A 15249-nucleotide genomic window follows, 5' to 3' on the forward strand; every position below is an offset into this window, starting at 1 on the left:
TCGCAGACACCTCAGCCGCTGGCACCAAAGAACGCGCCGGATCGCTCCGGTCATTGCTGGCACAGGGTACGCTGCGATGCAGCAAAGGCTATGATCTGAATCAACACGGCCGCCCTGATTGCGCGGGATTTTCGGGCCGTGCTTAGCGGGGTGGCAGGATCGCCCGGCAAATCAGCCCTGCACAAACAGGCGGGAGAGCACTTGTGGCACCGATGTCCGGGATGGAACGAAAAAGCCCCGGGAAAACCCGGGGCTTTGACAATTTTCTATCTGATCGCGGGATTATCCCTGCAGGCTTTTGACCTGAACGTCCCCTTCGGCCTGCGCCTTGATCGCCAGCGCGGCGGCATGGGCACCGGCGGCGGTGGTGAAGTAGGGAATCTTGTCATACAGCGCGACCGAGCGCATTTCCTTGCTGTCCTCGACCGCCTGAGCGCCTTCGGTCGTGTTCATCAACAGCTGCACATGGCCGTCTTTCAGCAGGTCCACCACGTGCGGGCGTCCCTCGTAGACCTTGTTCACCGCCTCGCAGGCCACACCGTGCCCGTCCAGCCATGCCTTGGTGCCGCCGGTGGCGACCAGGGTGAAGCCTTGTTCGATCAGGGTGCGCGCGGCCTCCAGCATTGTGGCGCCCTTGTCGGCATCCTTGATCGAGATGAAGGCACGGCCTTCCGACGGTAGCACCATCCCGGCACCCATCTGCGCCTTGAGGAAGGCGCCGGCAAAGGAGCGGTCCCAGCCCATAACTTCGCCGGTGGAGCGCATTTCCGGCCCAAGCAGCGTGTCGACACCCGGGAAACGGGCAAAGGGCAGAACGGCCTCTTTGACCGAGAACCAGGGCATGTCGGGATCGGCCAGAGTCATCGGGTCGGCCATCGGCACATCGACATCATAGCCTGCATCGGGTTCATAAGGCGCCCGCTGCGGGAAGGCCGAGAGCTTCTCGCCCGCCATGACGCGCGCCGCGATCGAGGCAATGGCGCTGTCGGTGGCCTTGGCGACGAAGGGTACCGTGCGGCTGGCACGCGGGTTCACTTCGATCAGGAAGATCTCACCGTCCTTGATGGCAAACTGGATGTTCATCAGGCCGACCACGTTCAGAGCCTTCGCCAGTGCGTAGGTCTGGGTCTTGATCTCTTCGATGATGTCCTTGGACAGGGAGTAGGGCGGCAGGGAGCAGGCACTGTCACCTGAGTGAACGCCAGCCTCTTCGATGTGCTGCATGATGCCGGCCACATGCACGTCGGTGCCGTCGCAGATCGCATCCACGTCAAGTTCCACCGCACCGGCCAGATAGCTGTCGAGCAGCACCGGGCTGTCGCCGGATACCACCACCGCCTCGGCGATGTAGCGTTTCAGCTGATCCATGTCGCGCACGATTTCCATGGCGCGGCCGCCCAGAACGTAAGACGGGCGGATCACCAGCGGGAAGCCGATTTCCTCTGCGATCTCAAGCGCCTGTGCGTCGGTGGAGGCAATGCCGTTATGCGGCTGTTTCAGGCCCAGCTTGTTGACCAGATCCTGGAACCGTTCGCGGTCTTCGGCCAGGTCGATGGCGTCGGGCGTGGTGCCGAGGATCGGAATGCCTTCGTCCTGCAGTGCATTGGCCAGTTTCAGCGGGGTCTGGCCACCGAACTGCACAATGACACCATGCAGGGTGCCGTTCTCTTGCTCGGCGCGCAGGATTTCCATCACGTGCTCGAAGGTGAGCGGTTCGAAATACAGCCGGTCCGAGGTGTCATAGTCGGTGGACACGGTTTCCGGGTTGCAGTTGATCATGATGGTTTCATAACCAACATCGGTCAGCGCAAAACAGGCGTGACAGCAGCAGTAGTCGAACTCGATACCCTGACCGATCCGGTTCGGACCGCCGCCAAGGATGACCACCTTCTTGCGATCCGACGGGCGGGATTCGCATTCGATCTCGCCCATCATCGGCGCTTCGTAGGTGGAGTACATATAGGGGGTTTGCGCCTCGAATTCGGCGGCGCAGGTGTCGATCCGCTTGAAGACGGCGGTGACGCCCAGATTATGACGGGCGCGGCGCACATTGTCCTCGTCCCGGCCGGTCAGCGCGCCAAGGCGGGCATCGGTAAAGCCGAGCATCTTCAGCGCCCGCAACTGGTCCTCGCGCATCGGCAGGCCGTTTTTGCGCACCTCGCGCTCGGCGTCGACGATCTCGCGGATGCGGGACAGGAACCAGGGGTCGAACTTGGTGACGTTCTGGATCTCGTCATCGCTCAGCCCATGGCGCATCGCCTGGGCGATGGTGCGCAGCCGGTCCGGGGTCTGCTGGCTGATTGCCTTGATCACGGCAGCCTTGTCGTCGCCGCTGGCTTCGTCCCACTGGCCGACGGTCATGCCGGGGATGGCGACCTCGTCAAAACCGGTGAGGCCCGATTCCATCGACGCCAGCGCCTTTTGCATGCTTTCGTGGATGGTACGGCCGATGGCCATGGTTTCACCCACGGATTTCATCGCGGTGGTGAGGTAGGGCTCGGAGCCGGGGAACTTCTCGAAGGCGAATTTCGGGATCTTGGTGACGACATAGTCGATGGAGGGCTCAAAGGAGGCCGGTGTCACCTTGGTGATGTCGTTGTCCAACTCGTCCAGCGTGTAGCCCACCGCCAGTTTCGCGGCGATCTTTGCAATCGGGAAACCCGTCGCCTTGGAGGCCAGCGCGGAGGAGCGCGACACCCGCGGGTTCATTTCGATCACCACCATGCGGCCATCGTCGGGGTTCACGGCCCATTGCACGTTGGAGCCGCCGGTTTCGACGCCGATCTCGCGGAGCACCTCGATCGAGGCGGTGCGCATCATCTGGTATTCCTTGTCTGTCAGAGTCAGCGCCGGGGCCACTGTGATCGAATCACCGGTGTGCACGCCCATGGGGTCGATGTTCTCGATCGAGCAGACGATGATCGCGTTGTCCGCCTTGTCGCGGACGACCTCCATCTCGTACTCTTTCCAGCCCAGAAGGCTCTCGTCGACGAGGATCTGATTGACCGGCGAAGCATCCATGCCCGAGCGGCAGTAGTGGATGTAATCTTCGCGGTTGTAGGCGACGCCGCCGCCGGTGCCGCCCAGGGTAAAGGCGGGGCGGATGATGGCGGGCAGGCCGACCTCATCGAGCGCCTCAAGCGCCAGCTGTACGCCTGCTTCCAGATCGGCCGAGCCGTTGTCGCGGGTGGGGGCGGTGATGATCGTGGCGCGCGGGTTTTCCAGACCAAGGCGATCCATCGCTTCGCGGAACAGCTTGCGGTCTTCTGCCATTTCAATGGCTTCGCGCTTGGCGCCGATCATTTCGACGCCGTATTTTTCCAGCACGCCCATCTCTTCGAGCGCCAGAGAGGTGTTGAGACCTGTCTGCCCGCCCATGGTCGGAAGCAGCGCATCGGGGCGTTCTTTTTCGATGATCTTAGCCACCACTTCGGGCGTGATCGGCTCGATATAGGTCGCATCGGCGAGGCCCGGATCGGTCATGATGGTGGCCGGGTTGGAGTTCACCAGGATGACCCGGTAGCCCTCTTCACGCAGCGCCTTGCAGGCCTGTGCGCCGGAATAATCGAATTCGCAGGCCTGGCCGATGATGATCGGTCCCGCACCAATGATCATGATCGACTGGATGTCGGTTCTTTTTGGCATGGCCTAGCTTCCTTTGATTGTGGGTGCGGAATATGGGTCGAGTCACCGGGCGCCCCCATGCGCCCAAATTGTCCTGCGTTATAGGGACCGCGCCGAAAGGTTCAAGGGGGATCGGAAACGGATCGGAAAATGCCGCATCCACCCCCTTTGTGCGCATTGCGAACGCATATATGAGGAGGCGAGAGCTTTAGGAGACAGATCCGGTGCGGATTCGCTTTGATCAGGGGCCCATGGGGGCCGGGACGTGTTTCGATCAGCCGCTGCGCGTGGTCCGTGCGGACGAGGCAGACCAGGTGCCCGCGGCGCTGGCGGCGCTCGATGCGGCGCGGCGGGCCGGGCATTGGCTGGCGGGCTATGCCACGTATGAACTGGGCTATGCGCTGGAGCCAAAGCTGGCGAACCGGATGCCGGATGGGCGGCGGCTGCCGTTGATCTGCTTTGGGGTCTATGAGGAGCCGCGGCAACTGGACATTGAGGGCAGCGCCCGTCCGCGGGCGGAAAGCGAAGCGCCCACCCGGGGGGGCGGACGGGCGCTGCCCGGCGTGCTGCCGGGCGGAGCTGGGCTTGGGGATATCACGCCACGCTGGAGCTATGTTCGCTACGCCGAGGCCTTCGCCGAGGTGGGCCGCAACATCGGCAAGGGCGACATCTATCAGGCCAACCTGACCTTTCCCATCGATGCAGAGGCCCATGGCAGCGCAGAGGCGCTTTATGCCGCGCTGCAGGCAAGGCAGGCGGTCGGCCACGGCGTGCTGGTCGAACAGGACGGGCTGCCGGACCTTCTGTCGCGCTCGCCCGAGCTGTTCTTCCGCACCGACGCGTCAGGCCTCATAGAAACGCGCCCGATGAAAGGCACCCAGCCGCGCAGCGACGATCCGCTTGAGGACGCGCGCTGCCGCGATTTCCTGCGTCAGGACGAAAAGAACCGGGCCGAGAACCTGATGATCGTCGATCTTCTGCGCAATGACATCAGCCGCGTGGCGGAGACCGGATCGGTGCATGTGCCGGAACTGTTCGCGGTCGAGAGCTACGCCACCGTGCATCAGATGGTGTCGCTGGTACGGGCGCGGCTGCGCCCGGATGCCGGGCTGGCCGAGATCTTTGCGGCGTTGTTCCCCTGCGGGTCGATCACCGGCGCCCCCAAGATCCGCGCGATGGAGATCCTTGCGGATCTGGAACCCTGGCCGCGTGACATCTACTGCGGCACCATCGGCTGGGCCGCCCCGGATGGCGCCTCGTCGTTCAATGTTGCAATCCGTACGGTGATGCTGGAGGACGGCCGCGCAACACTTAACGTGGGCGGCGGCGTGGTCTGGGACAGCACCGCCACATCGGAATATGAGGAAGCGCTATGGAAAGCACGGTTTGCCCAGATGATACAACCAGCGACACCACCAGTGACGCCATCAAGGGTGATCCCGCTTTCCGCCTGATCGAAACGCTGGGCTGGTATCCCGGCGAGGGTGGGCGGCACCAGCCTCGCCATCTGGCCCGGATGAGGCGCAGCGCGGCGGCGTTTGGCCTTCCCTTCGATCCTGGGCCGTCCGAGGCGATGTTGGCAGACATTGTCAGTGATACACCGCTGCGTTGCCGCCTGACGCTCGACGTGGAGGGGCGATTTGACATGACCACTGCGCCACTGGGGGAACCCCCAGCAGAGTGGCGGCTGGGCATCGCAGACATCCGGCTTGATGCCGACGACCCGTGGCTACGGCACAAGACCACCCGCCGCGCGTTTTATGACAGCGCCCGGGCAGCTCTGTCGGCAGGCATCGACGAGCTGGTTTTCCTCAATCAGCGCGCTGAGGTTTGCGAAGGCACTATTACCAATATCTTTGTGACGCTTGCAGGTGGTCAGGTGGTGACGCCGCCGCTCGGCTGCGGTCTTCTGCCCGGCATCCTGCGGCAGGAAATGTTGGAGCGCGGTCTATGCGCCGAGGCGGTGCTGAGTCTTGAGGACCTGAAGGGGGCGCAATCCATTCATATGGGCAATTCCCTGCGCGGGCTGATCCCGGCAAAGCTGGTCTGAAACTGATCTGAAAAAGGGCGGGGGCGCGCCCGCAGACAAGAACCCCGGGCTGGGGGCCAGCGGCTCTTTGCCCTTGGGCTCGGCAGCGCGCCGGGCGGCGCCGAAGGCGGGGCGCCACGCCCAACACGTCTGGCCGGATCGCGCAGCGATGGCGCGCAGAGGGGGCGGGAGCCTTTGCGCCGACGTGGCGAGAGGGCAAAAACGGGCATCTGACGGGGCGAATGCGCCCTGTTTGCTTGACAAGAGAGCCGCAACCTAGTGTACCAGCCCGGACGAATTCCGCGCCGCTTTGGCGCATATCCCGATTGATGGTCCGCCCGGACAGATGCCCCGAGAGACGACCCGCGACACGAAAGGTCAGCCAATGCACGCATACCGCAGCCATACCTGCGCCGAACTGAACAAATCCAACGTGGGCGATACCGTGCGCCTGTCTGGCTGGGTCCACCGGGTCCGCGACCACGGCGGCCTGCTGTTCATCGACCTGCGCGACCACTATGGCATCACCCAGGTCATGGCTGACCCCGATAGCCCGGTCTTTGCGGAGATCGAAAAGGTGCGTTCGGAATGGTGTATCCGCATCGATGGCAATGTGCTGGCGCGCGACGAAAGCCTGGTGAACCCGAAGATCCCGACCGGCGAGATCGAAGTCTTCATCCGCGATATCGAGGTTCTCGGCAAAGCCGAGGAACTGCCGCTGATGGTCTTTGGCGAGCAGGAATACCCCGAGGAAACTCGCCTGCGCTATCGCTACCTCGACCTGCGCCGCGAGAAGATGCAGAACAACATGGTTCTGCGCTCGAACATGATCCAGTCGATCCGCAAGCGCATGTGGGACAAGGGGTTCAACGAATACCAGACCCCGATCATCACCGCGTCGTCGCCCGAAGGCGCGCGCGACTTCCTTGTGCCCTCCCGTCTGCACCCCGGCAAGTTCTACGCCCTGCCGCAGGCGCCGCAGCAGTTCAAGCAGCTGATGATGGTCTCGGGCTTTGACAAATATTTCCAGATCGCGCCCTGTTTCCGGGACGAGGATCCGCGGGCTGACCGCTCGCCCACCGATTTCTACCAGCTCGATATGGAAATGTCCTTTGTCACCCAGCAGGATGTCTTTGACACCATTCAGCCGGTGATGCAGGGCGTGTTCGAGGAATTCGGCGGTGGCCGCAAGGTCGACAGCGAATGGCCGCAGATCTCCTACAAGGACGCGGCTAAGTGGTACGGCACCGACAAGCCGGACCTGCGCAACCCGATCAAGATGCAGGATTGCTCGGAACATTTCCGCGGCTCCGGATTTGCCATCTTCGCCAAACTGCTGGAGCAGGAAGGCACCGAAGTGCGCGCCATCCCGGCGCCCACAGGCGGCAGCCGCAAGTTCTGCGACCGCATGAACAAATTCGCCCAGCAGGAAGGTCTGCCGGGCATGGGCTATATCTTCTGGCGCAAGCAGTCGGCGGATTCCATCGCGCAGGAGCAGGGCATTTCCGTCAAGGAAGTCAACGCCAAGATCAAGGCGGGCGAGATCGTTCTGGGCAATGAGGCCGCCGGTCCGCTGGCCAAGAACATCGGCCCCGAGCGCACCGAGGCGATCCGCCAGCAGCTGGGTCTCGACGTGGGCGATGCGGCCTTCTTCCTGGGCGGCAAGCCCAGGTCCTTTGAAAGCGTTGCAGGCCGCGCCCGCACCGTCATCGGCGAAGAACTGGGTCTCATCGACAAGGACCGTTTCGCCTTTGCCTGGATCGTTGACTTTCCGATCTACGAGGCAGACGAGGAAACTGGCAAGATCGACTTCGAGCACAACCCCTTCTCCATGCCGCAAGGCGGGATGGAAGCACTGGAGGGCGACCCGCTCAAGGTGCTCGGCTATCAGTATGACCTCGCCTGCAACGGTTACGAGCTGGTCTCCGGCGCGATCCGGAACCACAAGCCGGAAATCATGTTCAAGGCCTTCGAAATTGCCGGCTATGGCAAGGAGGAGGTCGAGAAGCGCTTTGGCGGCATGGTCAACGCCTTCCAATATGGTGCCCCGCCGCACGGTGGCTGCGCTGCCGGTATCGACCGCATGGTGATGCTGCTGGCGGATGAGGCCAACATTCGCGAGGTCATCATGTTCCCGATGAACCAGCGCGCTGAAGATCTGATGATGTCGGCCCCGTCCGAGCCGATGTCGGAGCAGCTGATGGAACTGGGACTGCGCGTCATTCCGCAGGATCAGTAAGGCCTAAGAGCCTTGCCAAGACAATTCAAAAAGCCCGGAGCATGGTCTCCGGGCTTTTTTGTTCCTGCTGCGACGGAACCGGCAAATCCTCGCGTATCAGTAAGTGATGGGTGTGGGTGCCACGGAGGTTCTGGCCTACTATGGATATCGAGACCTGTTGATCCCGAAATGAAAATGGGGCCGGAGCAATGACAGATGCGGTTTGATCCTGAACTGGCCGAGATCCGGTTTGGCTGCGGGTTGTCACCCCGGCTGGCACCGCCGCAGTCGCCTGAGGCGATGTTGCAGCGCCTGACCGGCGCCGATGAGATGGCGCGCGCCTATCCGGTGCAGGATTTTGATGCGGCCTTTGCCGATGCCATGACATTTCAGACGCTGGCCAGAAAACGGCGCAAGCTGCGCGGTCAGCCCGAGTATGAGGCAGCGGACGCGCGCTACCGCACCTTTCGGCAGCAGAAACGAACGGACCGTTTGCAAAATTTTGCCCAGCGTCTGCTGCGTTACGCCGATACGTCTGACGGCCTGCGGGAGCGGCTGACCCTGTTCTGGGCCGACCATTTCACCGCCAAGGGGCGACGGGGTGCCTTTCGGCATCTGGCTACCCCCTATGCCGAGACCGCGATCCGACCCCATATCGCGGGGCGTTTCGAAGATCTGCTGATCGCAGTGGTGACCAGCCCGTTGATGCTGCACTATCTGGATCAGAAAAGCTCGGTCGGACCGAACAGCCCGGTTGCCCAGCGGCGCAAACGAAGTGCTGGTCTCAATGAAAACCTCGCCCGCGAAGTCCTGGAACTGCACACGCTGGGGGTGGAAGGCCCATACAGTCAGACGGATGTGCGGCAATTGGCGGAGCTCTTTACCGGTCTCAGTTTCAATCGCAAAGAAGGGTTCAACTTCCGCCCGGGTCTGGCAGAGCCCGGCAGCGAGCAGGTCCTTGGGCGCTCCTATGGTGCAGAGAAGGGGCGGATGGAGCCGGTGCTGCAGGCGCTGCGCGATCTCGCGCGCCATCCGGCCACGGCCCGGCACATTGCCCGCAAACTGGCGGTGCATTTCACCTCGGACCAGCCGGACGCGGATCTGGTTGAGCATGTGGCAGAGCGGTTCCGTCAGTCCGGCGGTTACCTGCCGGATGTCTACGCCGCCTTGCTGGAGCATCCCGCCGCCTGGGCGTCGGAGCTGCGCAATGTAAAGCCGCCCTTTGATTTCGTGGCTTCGACCTGCCGGGCGCTGCCGGTGGACGCAGACCGGGTGACGGGGTTCAAGCGCGGGCAGCTCAATCGGATTTTTGCGGCGCCGCTGACGCTGATGGGACAGAAATGGGAAGATCCTGCCGGGCCGGACGGATGGAGCGAGGATGATGCCGCCTGGATCACGCCGCAGGGCCTGTCGGCCCGCCTGGGCTGGGCTTTTGCGGCGCCGCAGCGGCTAGTGGCCGATCTTCCCGATCCACGCGGATTTGCCGGAACGACCCTAGGCAGTTTTGCCGATGGCAAGGTGCTGTTTGCCGCCTCGGCAGCCGAAACCCGGGCCGAAGGGGTCGCTCTGGTGCTGAGCGCCCCGGCCTTTCAGCGCCGTTAGCAGGAGGATTGATCATGAGACATTCCCGGAGAAGCTTCCTTGCACGCGGCGCTGCGCTTGGCTGTTCGCTGGCCGCCAGCCCGCTGCTGACGCCGGTCAGCTTTGCCTCGGCCCCCTGGGACCGGCGGCTGGTGGTGATCATCCTGCGCGGCGGCATGGACGCGCTGGACGTGGTGCAGCCCTATGGCGATCCTGCCTATGCCGCTCTGCGGCAGAAACTGCGCGGCGGCCCGGACCATGGAGGTTTGGACTTGGATGGGTTCTTTGCCCTGCATCCGGCCCTGTCGCCGCTGATGCCGCTGTGGCGGTCCGAGGAGTTGGCCTTTGTTCACGCGGTTTCGACACCTTACCGGGACAAGCGCAGCCATTTCGACGGTCAGGACCTGCTGGAGGCGGGTACGCCGGGGCTGGAACAGGCGCGCGATGGCTGGCTGAACCGCTTGTTGCAGCAGCAAAGCGGGATCGAGGCGCGCACCGCTTTTGCCCTGGGGCAGGGGGAGATGAAGCTTCTGAATGGTTCGGCGCCTGTGGCGGACTGGTCTCCGGATGCCGCTCTGATGATGAGCCCGCAGGCCGAACGTCTGGCCGGGCTGCTGATGGAGGATGATGCGCTGTTTCACGGCGCCTTGTCCGAGGCGCTGGACTTGTCACGCGAGGCGCCGGGGCTGCCGCTGTCTGGCGAGGAGGACATGCAGGGCGGGCAGATGGGCATGGCGGGTGGTATGACCATGCCGGTACCGACCCGGGGCGAGGCACATCTGAAGATCGCGGCCTATGCGGCGCAGCAATTGCGCGCCGACACTCGCATTGCGGCCTTTTCGATCAATGGGTGGGATACCCACAACCGGCAGGACAGGGCGTTGAAATCGGCGCTGGGCCGGTTGTCCGACACCGTGCTGGAGTTAAAGGCCGGCGTCGGCGCCGATGTCTGGGACAAGACGGCGGTGGTCGCGATGACGGAATTTGGTCGCACAGCGCGGGAGAACGGCACCGGTGGCACCGATCACGGAACCGGTGGCGCGATGCTGCTGGCGGGAGGGGCGATCCGCGGCGGCCGGATCTACGGGCGCTGGCCGGGGCTGGAGGAGGCCGCGCTCTATGACCGGCGTGACCTGATGCCGACGGCGGACGTGCGTGCACCCGCGGCCTGGATCCTGCGCGGCCTGACCGGGGTAGGGGTGGCCGATTTGGAGCAAACCGTGTTTCCGGGGCTGCGGATGGAGGATGATCTTGGCCTGCTGCGGTGACCCTGAAGGGTGCGCCGCGCTGGTCGGGTCAAAAGGATAGAACCGCTTCAGGCGGCGATAGCGGCCCCGGGGTCCGGGGCCTGTTTCGCCGGGCAGAGGTCAATGCTCGTGGCGGTAGATAACCATCTGTTCCCGCGTGCTGCGATCGCGGTTCTGGCGGATTTCGCGGGCGGCCTGGCGCGCCTGCAGATAGAGCACGATGGCCAGCGTGGCCGAGCCGATCAGAATAACTTCGAGCATGTCAGATCGCGATTTTCCGTTCGAGACGTTCCTGCACCATTCCCGCCAGCATTGCTGTATCCGGGCCAATGGGGCGGCCAGCCATGCGGGCCTGGGCAAGGCTTGCCGCGGCATTGGCGAGCGGCTTGTCGCCTGCACTGCGTGCAACACCGCCAATGAACTGCGTCAGATAGTCCAGCGTGTTGCCTTCGTGGTCTTCGTTCAGAACATCTGCCGCATGGGCCATATCGTCCTGAAAGGCGAGGAAATCCGGCTCGATGGTTTCATCCGACAGGTCCTGCAGGCTGGCGGGCTGCCGGTCGGCGGGCAGGCGCGACAGGATCGCATGCTGGAATGCCGCCAGCGAGGTGATCGGCTTGGCGAGGAAGCCGTCGGCGCCAGCCTTGAGCGTCTCTTCTTGAAGGCTTTCGTCGCCGGAAATGCCAAGGATGACGGAAACCCGCGGTGATCCCTGATTGATCTCGGCGATCAGTTCCGTGCCGGAGCCATCCGGTAGCCCCACATCGGCAATCACGACGGAAGGGCGGTATTCCTTCAGGTGTCGGCGGGCGGATTTCAGGCAATCGGCGCGCCGGATACGGGCGCCGCTGCGCAAACAGAGCAGGCGCAGCGCTTCGCAGGCAAAGCGACTGTCCTCGACCACCAGAATGGTCAGACCAAGAAGAGGGCGCCGTTTCGTCGGGAGACGGTGGGCGGCTGCAAACAGTTCCGAATCGTCCATTACTCATACTCCTTGCGGGATACTGACTGACGCTATGGATTTGAGGCTAATTAGAGGTTAACGCGATGCAGGAGATGCCAAGGCTGCGGGTTTTCTCCATGATTGCCTGCGGTTGCCCGGTGTTCTCCGCAGCCGCCCGGTAGCGCGCGCCGTGCGCATTGGCGCACTTGCCCCCATTGGCTGGTCTCAGCATAAGGAAGTCGAACAGGATTTGAGAGGAGAATACACATCATGATCGGTCGTTTGAACCATGTCGCGATTGCCGTGCCCGACCTTGAGGCGGCCTCGGCTCAGTACCGTGATGCGTTGGGCGCCAAGGTCGGCGCACCGCAGGATGAGCCCGATCATGGTGTCACAGTTGTCTTCATCGAGCTGCCCAACACCAAGATTGAGCTGCTTTACCCGCTGGGGGATGACTCGCCCATCAATGGCTTCCTGGAAAAGAACCCCGCTGGTGGCATTCACCACGTCTGCTACGAGGTTGAGGATATCCTGGCTGCGCGGGATCACCTGAAGGCGCAGGGTGCGCGGGTTCTGGGCTCTGGCGAGCCGAAGATCGGTGCCCATGGCAAGCCGGTTCTTTTCCTGCACCCCAAAGATTTCAACGGTTGCCTGGTGGAACTGGAGCAGGTTTGAGGCTACCTGAGGCCAGCGCCGGACGTCGGCGCGCGGATATACAATAAAGGTGCGCTATGGGAATTACATCGGGACTGGTGCTTTATGCGGTGATCTGGTTCATGACCTTCCTGATCGTCATTCCGATCCGGCTTGAGACACAAGGTGACAAGGGGGAGATCGTGCCCGGCACCCATGCTGGCGCCCCCGAAAACCATTATCTGAAGCAAAAGGCGATGATCACCACCATCGCGGCCTTCGTGATCTGGGCCATCGTGGCAGGAATAATCCTATCCGGAGTGATCAGCGTGAATGATTTCGACTGGTTCGACCGGCTGCCCGATCCAAAATAGCGCCTCTTGAGAAAACGCGGCCCGGGGGGATGCCCCCGGACCGTTGATCTGTTCGCCGTCAGGCCCTGCGCCACAGGCTGTGGAAAATATGGGTGAAGGTGGCCGCGCCCAGGATCGGGATCACCAGGTTCACCAGCGGCACCGACAGTGGCATCGCCATCAACGTGCCTGCGATCCAAATGGTTCCCATGTGCTTGCGCCGCATCTTGCGGGCCTCGGGCATTCCGATGCGTCTGGCGGCGGCCAGGGTGAAGTATTCCCGGCCCAGAAAGAACCCGTTCAGCCCCCAGAAAATGAACATCGCGATGGGCGGGAACATCAGATAAAGCACCAGCGCCAACAGGTTCGCGGCGATCAGCACGCCAAGGAAATTGACCGTGTCGCGCAGCGCCTCCACGATCGTTGGATCAGAGGCAGGGGGGAGCTGAGGGAAATGCTTGTCCTCAACCGCCTGTGCCACCTGATCCAGAAACATCGAAGTGATGGCCGAGGCGACCGGGACCATCAGAAAGACCGACAGCCCCATCATCAGAAGGATCGACCCGAAGGTCAGGATATCGTCCAGCCACGTCACCTCCCCGAACAGGGGCAGGGTGACCTGCGGGCCGACCAGCCACTGCACCAGAAAGAAGAAAAGCACATATATTGCGATCAGTAGCGCAAAGGTCAGTCCGACACCCAAAAACAGAACCCTGCGAAAGCGCGGATCGCCGGTCTGGGCCAGAGTCTTGAAAAAAGCGTCAAAGATCATGCGTCGATCCAGCTGGTGATGCGCTCCAGATCCGGGCGCGGGCGTTCCGGCGGCTTGGTACCTTCGGTGGCAATATGGATGAAGCCGGCGATGCGTTCGTGCGGCGCCAGCGACAGGGCCTCTTCGCAGAATTGGCGGTCGTGGCTGACCCAGCCAGAGAGCCAATTCGCCCCCCATCCTGCCGCCAGCGCCGCATTGAGCAGCGCAAGGCAGACAGCGCCCGCGGAATAGGTTTGTTCGATGGCCGGGATCTTGGGGCTGTCGGTCTGCACCTCAATCACCGCGACGGCCAGTTGGCCAAGCTCGAACTGGCTGCGCCCCTTGGCGATATCCTCGGGCGATTTTCCCAGCCGCTCACCTGCGGCTGTGGTTAGCTCTGCAAGCCGTGCCATGGCGGATCTTTCGATGACGATGAAGCGCCAGGGCTCCAGCTTGCCGTGATCGGGCGTGCGGGCGGCGGCGGTCAGCAGAACCTGCAACTCGTCCCGGCTGGGGACCGGTGCGACCAACGTCTTCGCGGGGCGGGAGCGGCGGTTCAGAAGGAAATCAAGGGCGGCAGCATTCTGTTCTGGCATATGTGAAACCTTTTTACATCAAGGTTTTATATGCTGGCTGGCGCGTGTTTTTCAAGGGGCGGTTCGGTGATTATCGCGGCGCGCGGTGCGGCAGCAATTATTCCCAGACCATGCGCTGGCCGCTGAGGCAGGCATGCAACGAGCCGGGCGGGATCAAGCCAAGGTCCTGGAAGAAGGTGAAGTAATCCATGTGACCGATGTATTCAGCAATCCGGTCCCCTTCAAACCGCGCCATGAGACAATCGTAGGCGACAATCATTTCCGCGGTCGAAAGGCACTTGGCTGAAATGCGAATGCGCATCGAGATCCAGTCGTCCTGTTCGATCGCATTCATAACCTCAAAGGAAGACGGTCCGACAAGGCCCTGTACAACGAGTTTGAATTCGACCCATTCCATCATTGGAATGATCTGGCCTCCGGTGACAGGTCCGCAAAAGGTCGCCTCCTCGGTGAAATACCGACCCAAATCGAAGTCACCGGGATCTCCGAGGGCGGCATTCAGGAAATCAAGAATGATCGATTTTTTGTCCATAGGAGGTAACACCGAATACACAGGAGCCGCGCAGGCCCAACCAAACACATCTCAGGCGGTGCGAACCGCGTAACTTAACCTCACGTATTTTGAAGCGATCCTGACCTGCTGTACAGCAGCTTGTTTCGGACCGTTGCAGCATTGCAATTGGTGCTGGTGTTTTGAGGGGCGGCAGGGCATCAAATCGACATGGGAAAACCAAAGAAGAAAGATCTACCGGACCTTGCGGACCTGGCCGTTGCGGGGCTGGAGATCCAGGTGCGGGCCACGCCAAAGGCGGCGCGCAACGCGATCACCCGGACCGAGGCCGGGCTGAAGGTCTCGGTCACCGTGGCGCCGGAAAACGGCAAGGCCAATGCCGCAGTCGCGGATTTACTGGCCCGGGCCATGGGGGTTGCGCCCTCTGCTCTGGAGCTGCGCCGGGGCGCCACATCACGGGACAAGGTTTTCGTCTATCGCGGCTCATGAACCAGATGCGGGATCCTGCGGCGTGGCCTCATCCGGAACCAGGCGATAAACGCCTTCGGGCAGGTCCAGCGCAGCGGCCAGATCGCGCAGCTGGCTGTAGGAGAGGGTGATCTTCTCTACCCTGTCGGTGCGAGGATCGAATTGCTCCACAGTCACGCATTCCGCAAAGGCGTTGATAGTCACATCTTCCAGCAAAGGGCGCTCGCCCTCATCCACCAGGGTAACGACGGTCGAGTCGAATTCGTGTTCGATGGTAAACATATCCCGATGTTGC

At 62.5% G+C, this 15249-nt stretch carries 15 protein-coding genes; 8 read left to right on the top strand and 7 right to left on the bottom strand.

What is annotated here, in order from left to right:
• Nucleotides 1-282: 282 nt before the first annotated feature.
• The gene (gene carB / locus SM764_RS12750) at nt 283-3645 is read right to left on the bottom strand and encodes a carbamoyl-phosphate synthase large subunit (RefSeq protein ID WP_065272927.1); all 3363 of its coding nucleotides are present in this window, start codon (nt 3643-3645) and stop codon (nt 283-285) included.
• A 203-nt stretch (nt 3646-3848) separates the two neighbouring features.
• Between carB and SM764_RS12755 the strand changes: the two genes are divergently transcribed.
• The 5 genes from SM764_RS12755 to SM764_RS12775 all read left to right on the top strand — a co-directional run bounded on the left by SM764_RS12755 (nt 3849) and on the right by SM764_RS12775 (nt 10720).
• On the top strand, nt 3849-5078 hold the full coding sequence (locus tag SM764_RS12755) for an aminodeoxychorismate synthase component I (protein ID WP_369001946.1): 1230 nt from the start codon (nt 3849-3851) through the stop codon (nt 5076-5078).
• Entirely contained in the window at nt 4997-5674 is a 678-nt protein-coding gene (locus SM764_RS12760) for an aminotransferase class IV family protein (protein WP_369001947.1), read from the top strand. The genes SM764_RS12755 and SM764_RS12760 overlap by 82 nt, the downstream gene beginning before the upstream one ends.
• A gap of 364 nt (nt 5675-6038) precedes the next feature.
• The gene (gene aspS / locus SM764_RS12765; RefSeq protein WP_369001948.1) at nt 6039-7892 is read left to right on the top strand and encodes an aspartate--tRNA ligase; all 1854 of its coding nucleotides are present in this window, start codon (nt 6039-6041) and stop codon (nt 7890-7892) included.
• Between the two features lie 195 nt (nt 7893-8087).
• On the top strand, nt 8088-9473 hold the full coding sequence (locus SM764_RS12770; RefSeq protein ID WP_369001949.1) for a DUF1800 domain-containing protein: 1386 nt from the start codon (nt 8088-8090) through the stop codon (nt 9471-9473).
• A gap of 14 nt (nt 9474-9487) precedes the next feature.
• Nucleotides 9488-10720: a DUF1501 domain-containing protein gene (locus SM764_RS12775; protein ID WP_369001950.1), complete on the top strand. Its 1233-nt coding sequence runs from the start codon at nt 9488-9490 to the stop codon at nt 10718-10720.
• A 99-nt stretch (nt 10721-10819) separates the two neighbouring features.
• Here SM764_RS12775 and SM764_RS12780 read toward each other — a convergent pair whose 3' ends face one another.
• Nucleotides 10820-10960 carry a hypothetical protein gene (locus SM764_RS12780; RefSeq protein WP_368948247.1) on the bottom strand — a complete coding sequence of 47 codons (141 nt, stop codon included), beginning with the start codon at nt 10958-10960 and terminating at the stop codon, nt 10820-10822.
• A 1-nt stretch (nt 10961) separates the two neighbouring features.
• Nucleotides 10962-11681 carry a response regulator gene (locus tag SM764_RS12785; RefSeq protein ID WP_369001951.1) on the bottom strand — a complete coding sequence of 240 codons (720 nt, stop codon included), beginning with the start codon at nt 11679-11681 and terminating at the stop codon, nt 10962-10964.
• Between the two features lie 231 nt (nt 11682-11912).
• Between SM764_RS12785 and mce the strand changes: the two genes are divergently transcribed.
• Together mce and SM764_RS12795 are read left to right on the top strand one after the other, a co-directional pair.
• Nucleotides 11913-12317: a methylmalonyl-CoA epimerase gene (gene mce, locus SM764_RS12790; RefSeq protein WP_065272933.1), complete on the top strand. Its 405-nt coding sequence runs from the start codon at nt 11913-11915 to the stop codon at nt 12315-12317.
• Between the two features lie 56 nt (nt 12318-12373).
• The gene (locus tag SM764_RS12795; protein ID WP_369001952.1) at nt 12374-12649 is read left to right on the top strand and encodes a DUF1467 family protein; all 276 of its coding nucleotides are present in this window, start codon (nt 12374-12376) and stop codon (nt 12647-12649) included.
• Between the two features lie 58 nt (nt 12650-12707).
• On the opposite strand, the gene SM764_RS12800 is transcribed toward SM764_RS12795, so the two are convergent.
• The 3 genes from SM764_RS12800 to SM764_RS12810 form a co-directional block, all read right to left on the bottom strand.
• Nucleotides 12708-13400 carry an EI24 domain-containing protein gene (locus SM764_RS12800; RefSeq protein ID WP_369001953.1) on the bottom strand — a complete coding sequence of 231 codons (693 nt, stop codon included), beginning with the start codon at nt 13398-13400 and terminating at the stop codon, nt 12708-12710.
• Nucleotides 13397-13975, bottom strand: a complete 579-nt coding sequence (locus tag SM764_RS12805) for a nitroreductase family protein (protein WP_369001954.1) — start codon at nt 13973-13975, stop codon at nt 13397-13399. The genes SM764_RS12800 and SM764_RS12805 overlap by 4 nt, the downstream gene beginning before the upstream one ends.
• A gap of 97 nt (nt 13976-14072) precedes the next feature.
• Complete coding sequence (locus tag SM764_RS12810) at nt 14073-14507, bottom strand: hypothetical protein (RefSeq protein ID WP_065272937.1); 435 nt, start codon at nt 14505-14507, stop codon at nt 14073-14075.
• Nucleotides 14508-14696: 189 nt separating this feature from the next.
• Here SM764_RS12810 and SM764_RS12815 point away from each other — a divergent pair, with 189 nt between their 5' ends.
• Nucleotides 14697-14975: a DUF167 domain-containing protein gene (locus SM764_RS12815; protein WP_065272938.1), complete on the top strand. Its 279-nt coding sequence runs from the start codon at nt 14697-14699 to the stop codon at nt 14973-14975.
• Here the strand turns inward: SM764_RS12815 and SM764_RS12820 are convergent.
• The gene (locus tag SM764_RS12820) at nt 14970-15236 is read right to left on the bottom strand and encodes a DUF8831 family protein (protein WP_065272939.1); all 267 of its coding nucleotides are present in this window, start codon (nt 15234-15236) and stop codon (nt 14970-14972) included. The two genes, SM764_RS12815 and SM764_RS12820, sit on opposite strands and share 6 nt — an antisense overlap.
• Between the last annotated feature and the right edge of the window lie 13 nt (nt 15237-15249).

Origin of the sequence: Pseudophaeobacter sp. 1A16562, from assembly GCF_041008785.1 — a bacterium.
In the GTDB taxonomy this organism is placed as follows: Bacteria; Pseudomonadota; Alphaproteobacteria; order Rhodobacterales; family Rhodobacteraceae; genus Phycobacter; species Phycobacter gallaeciensis_A.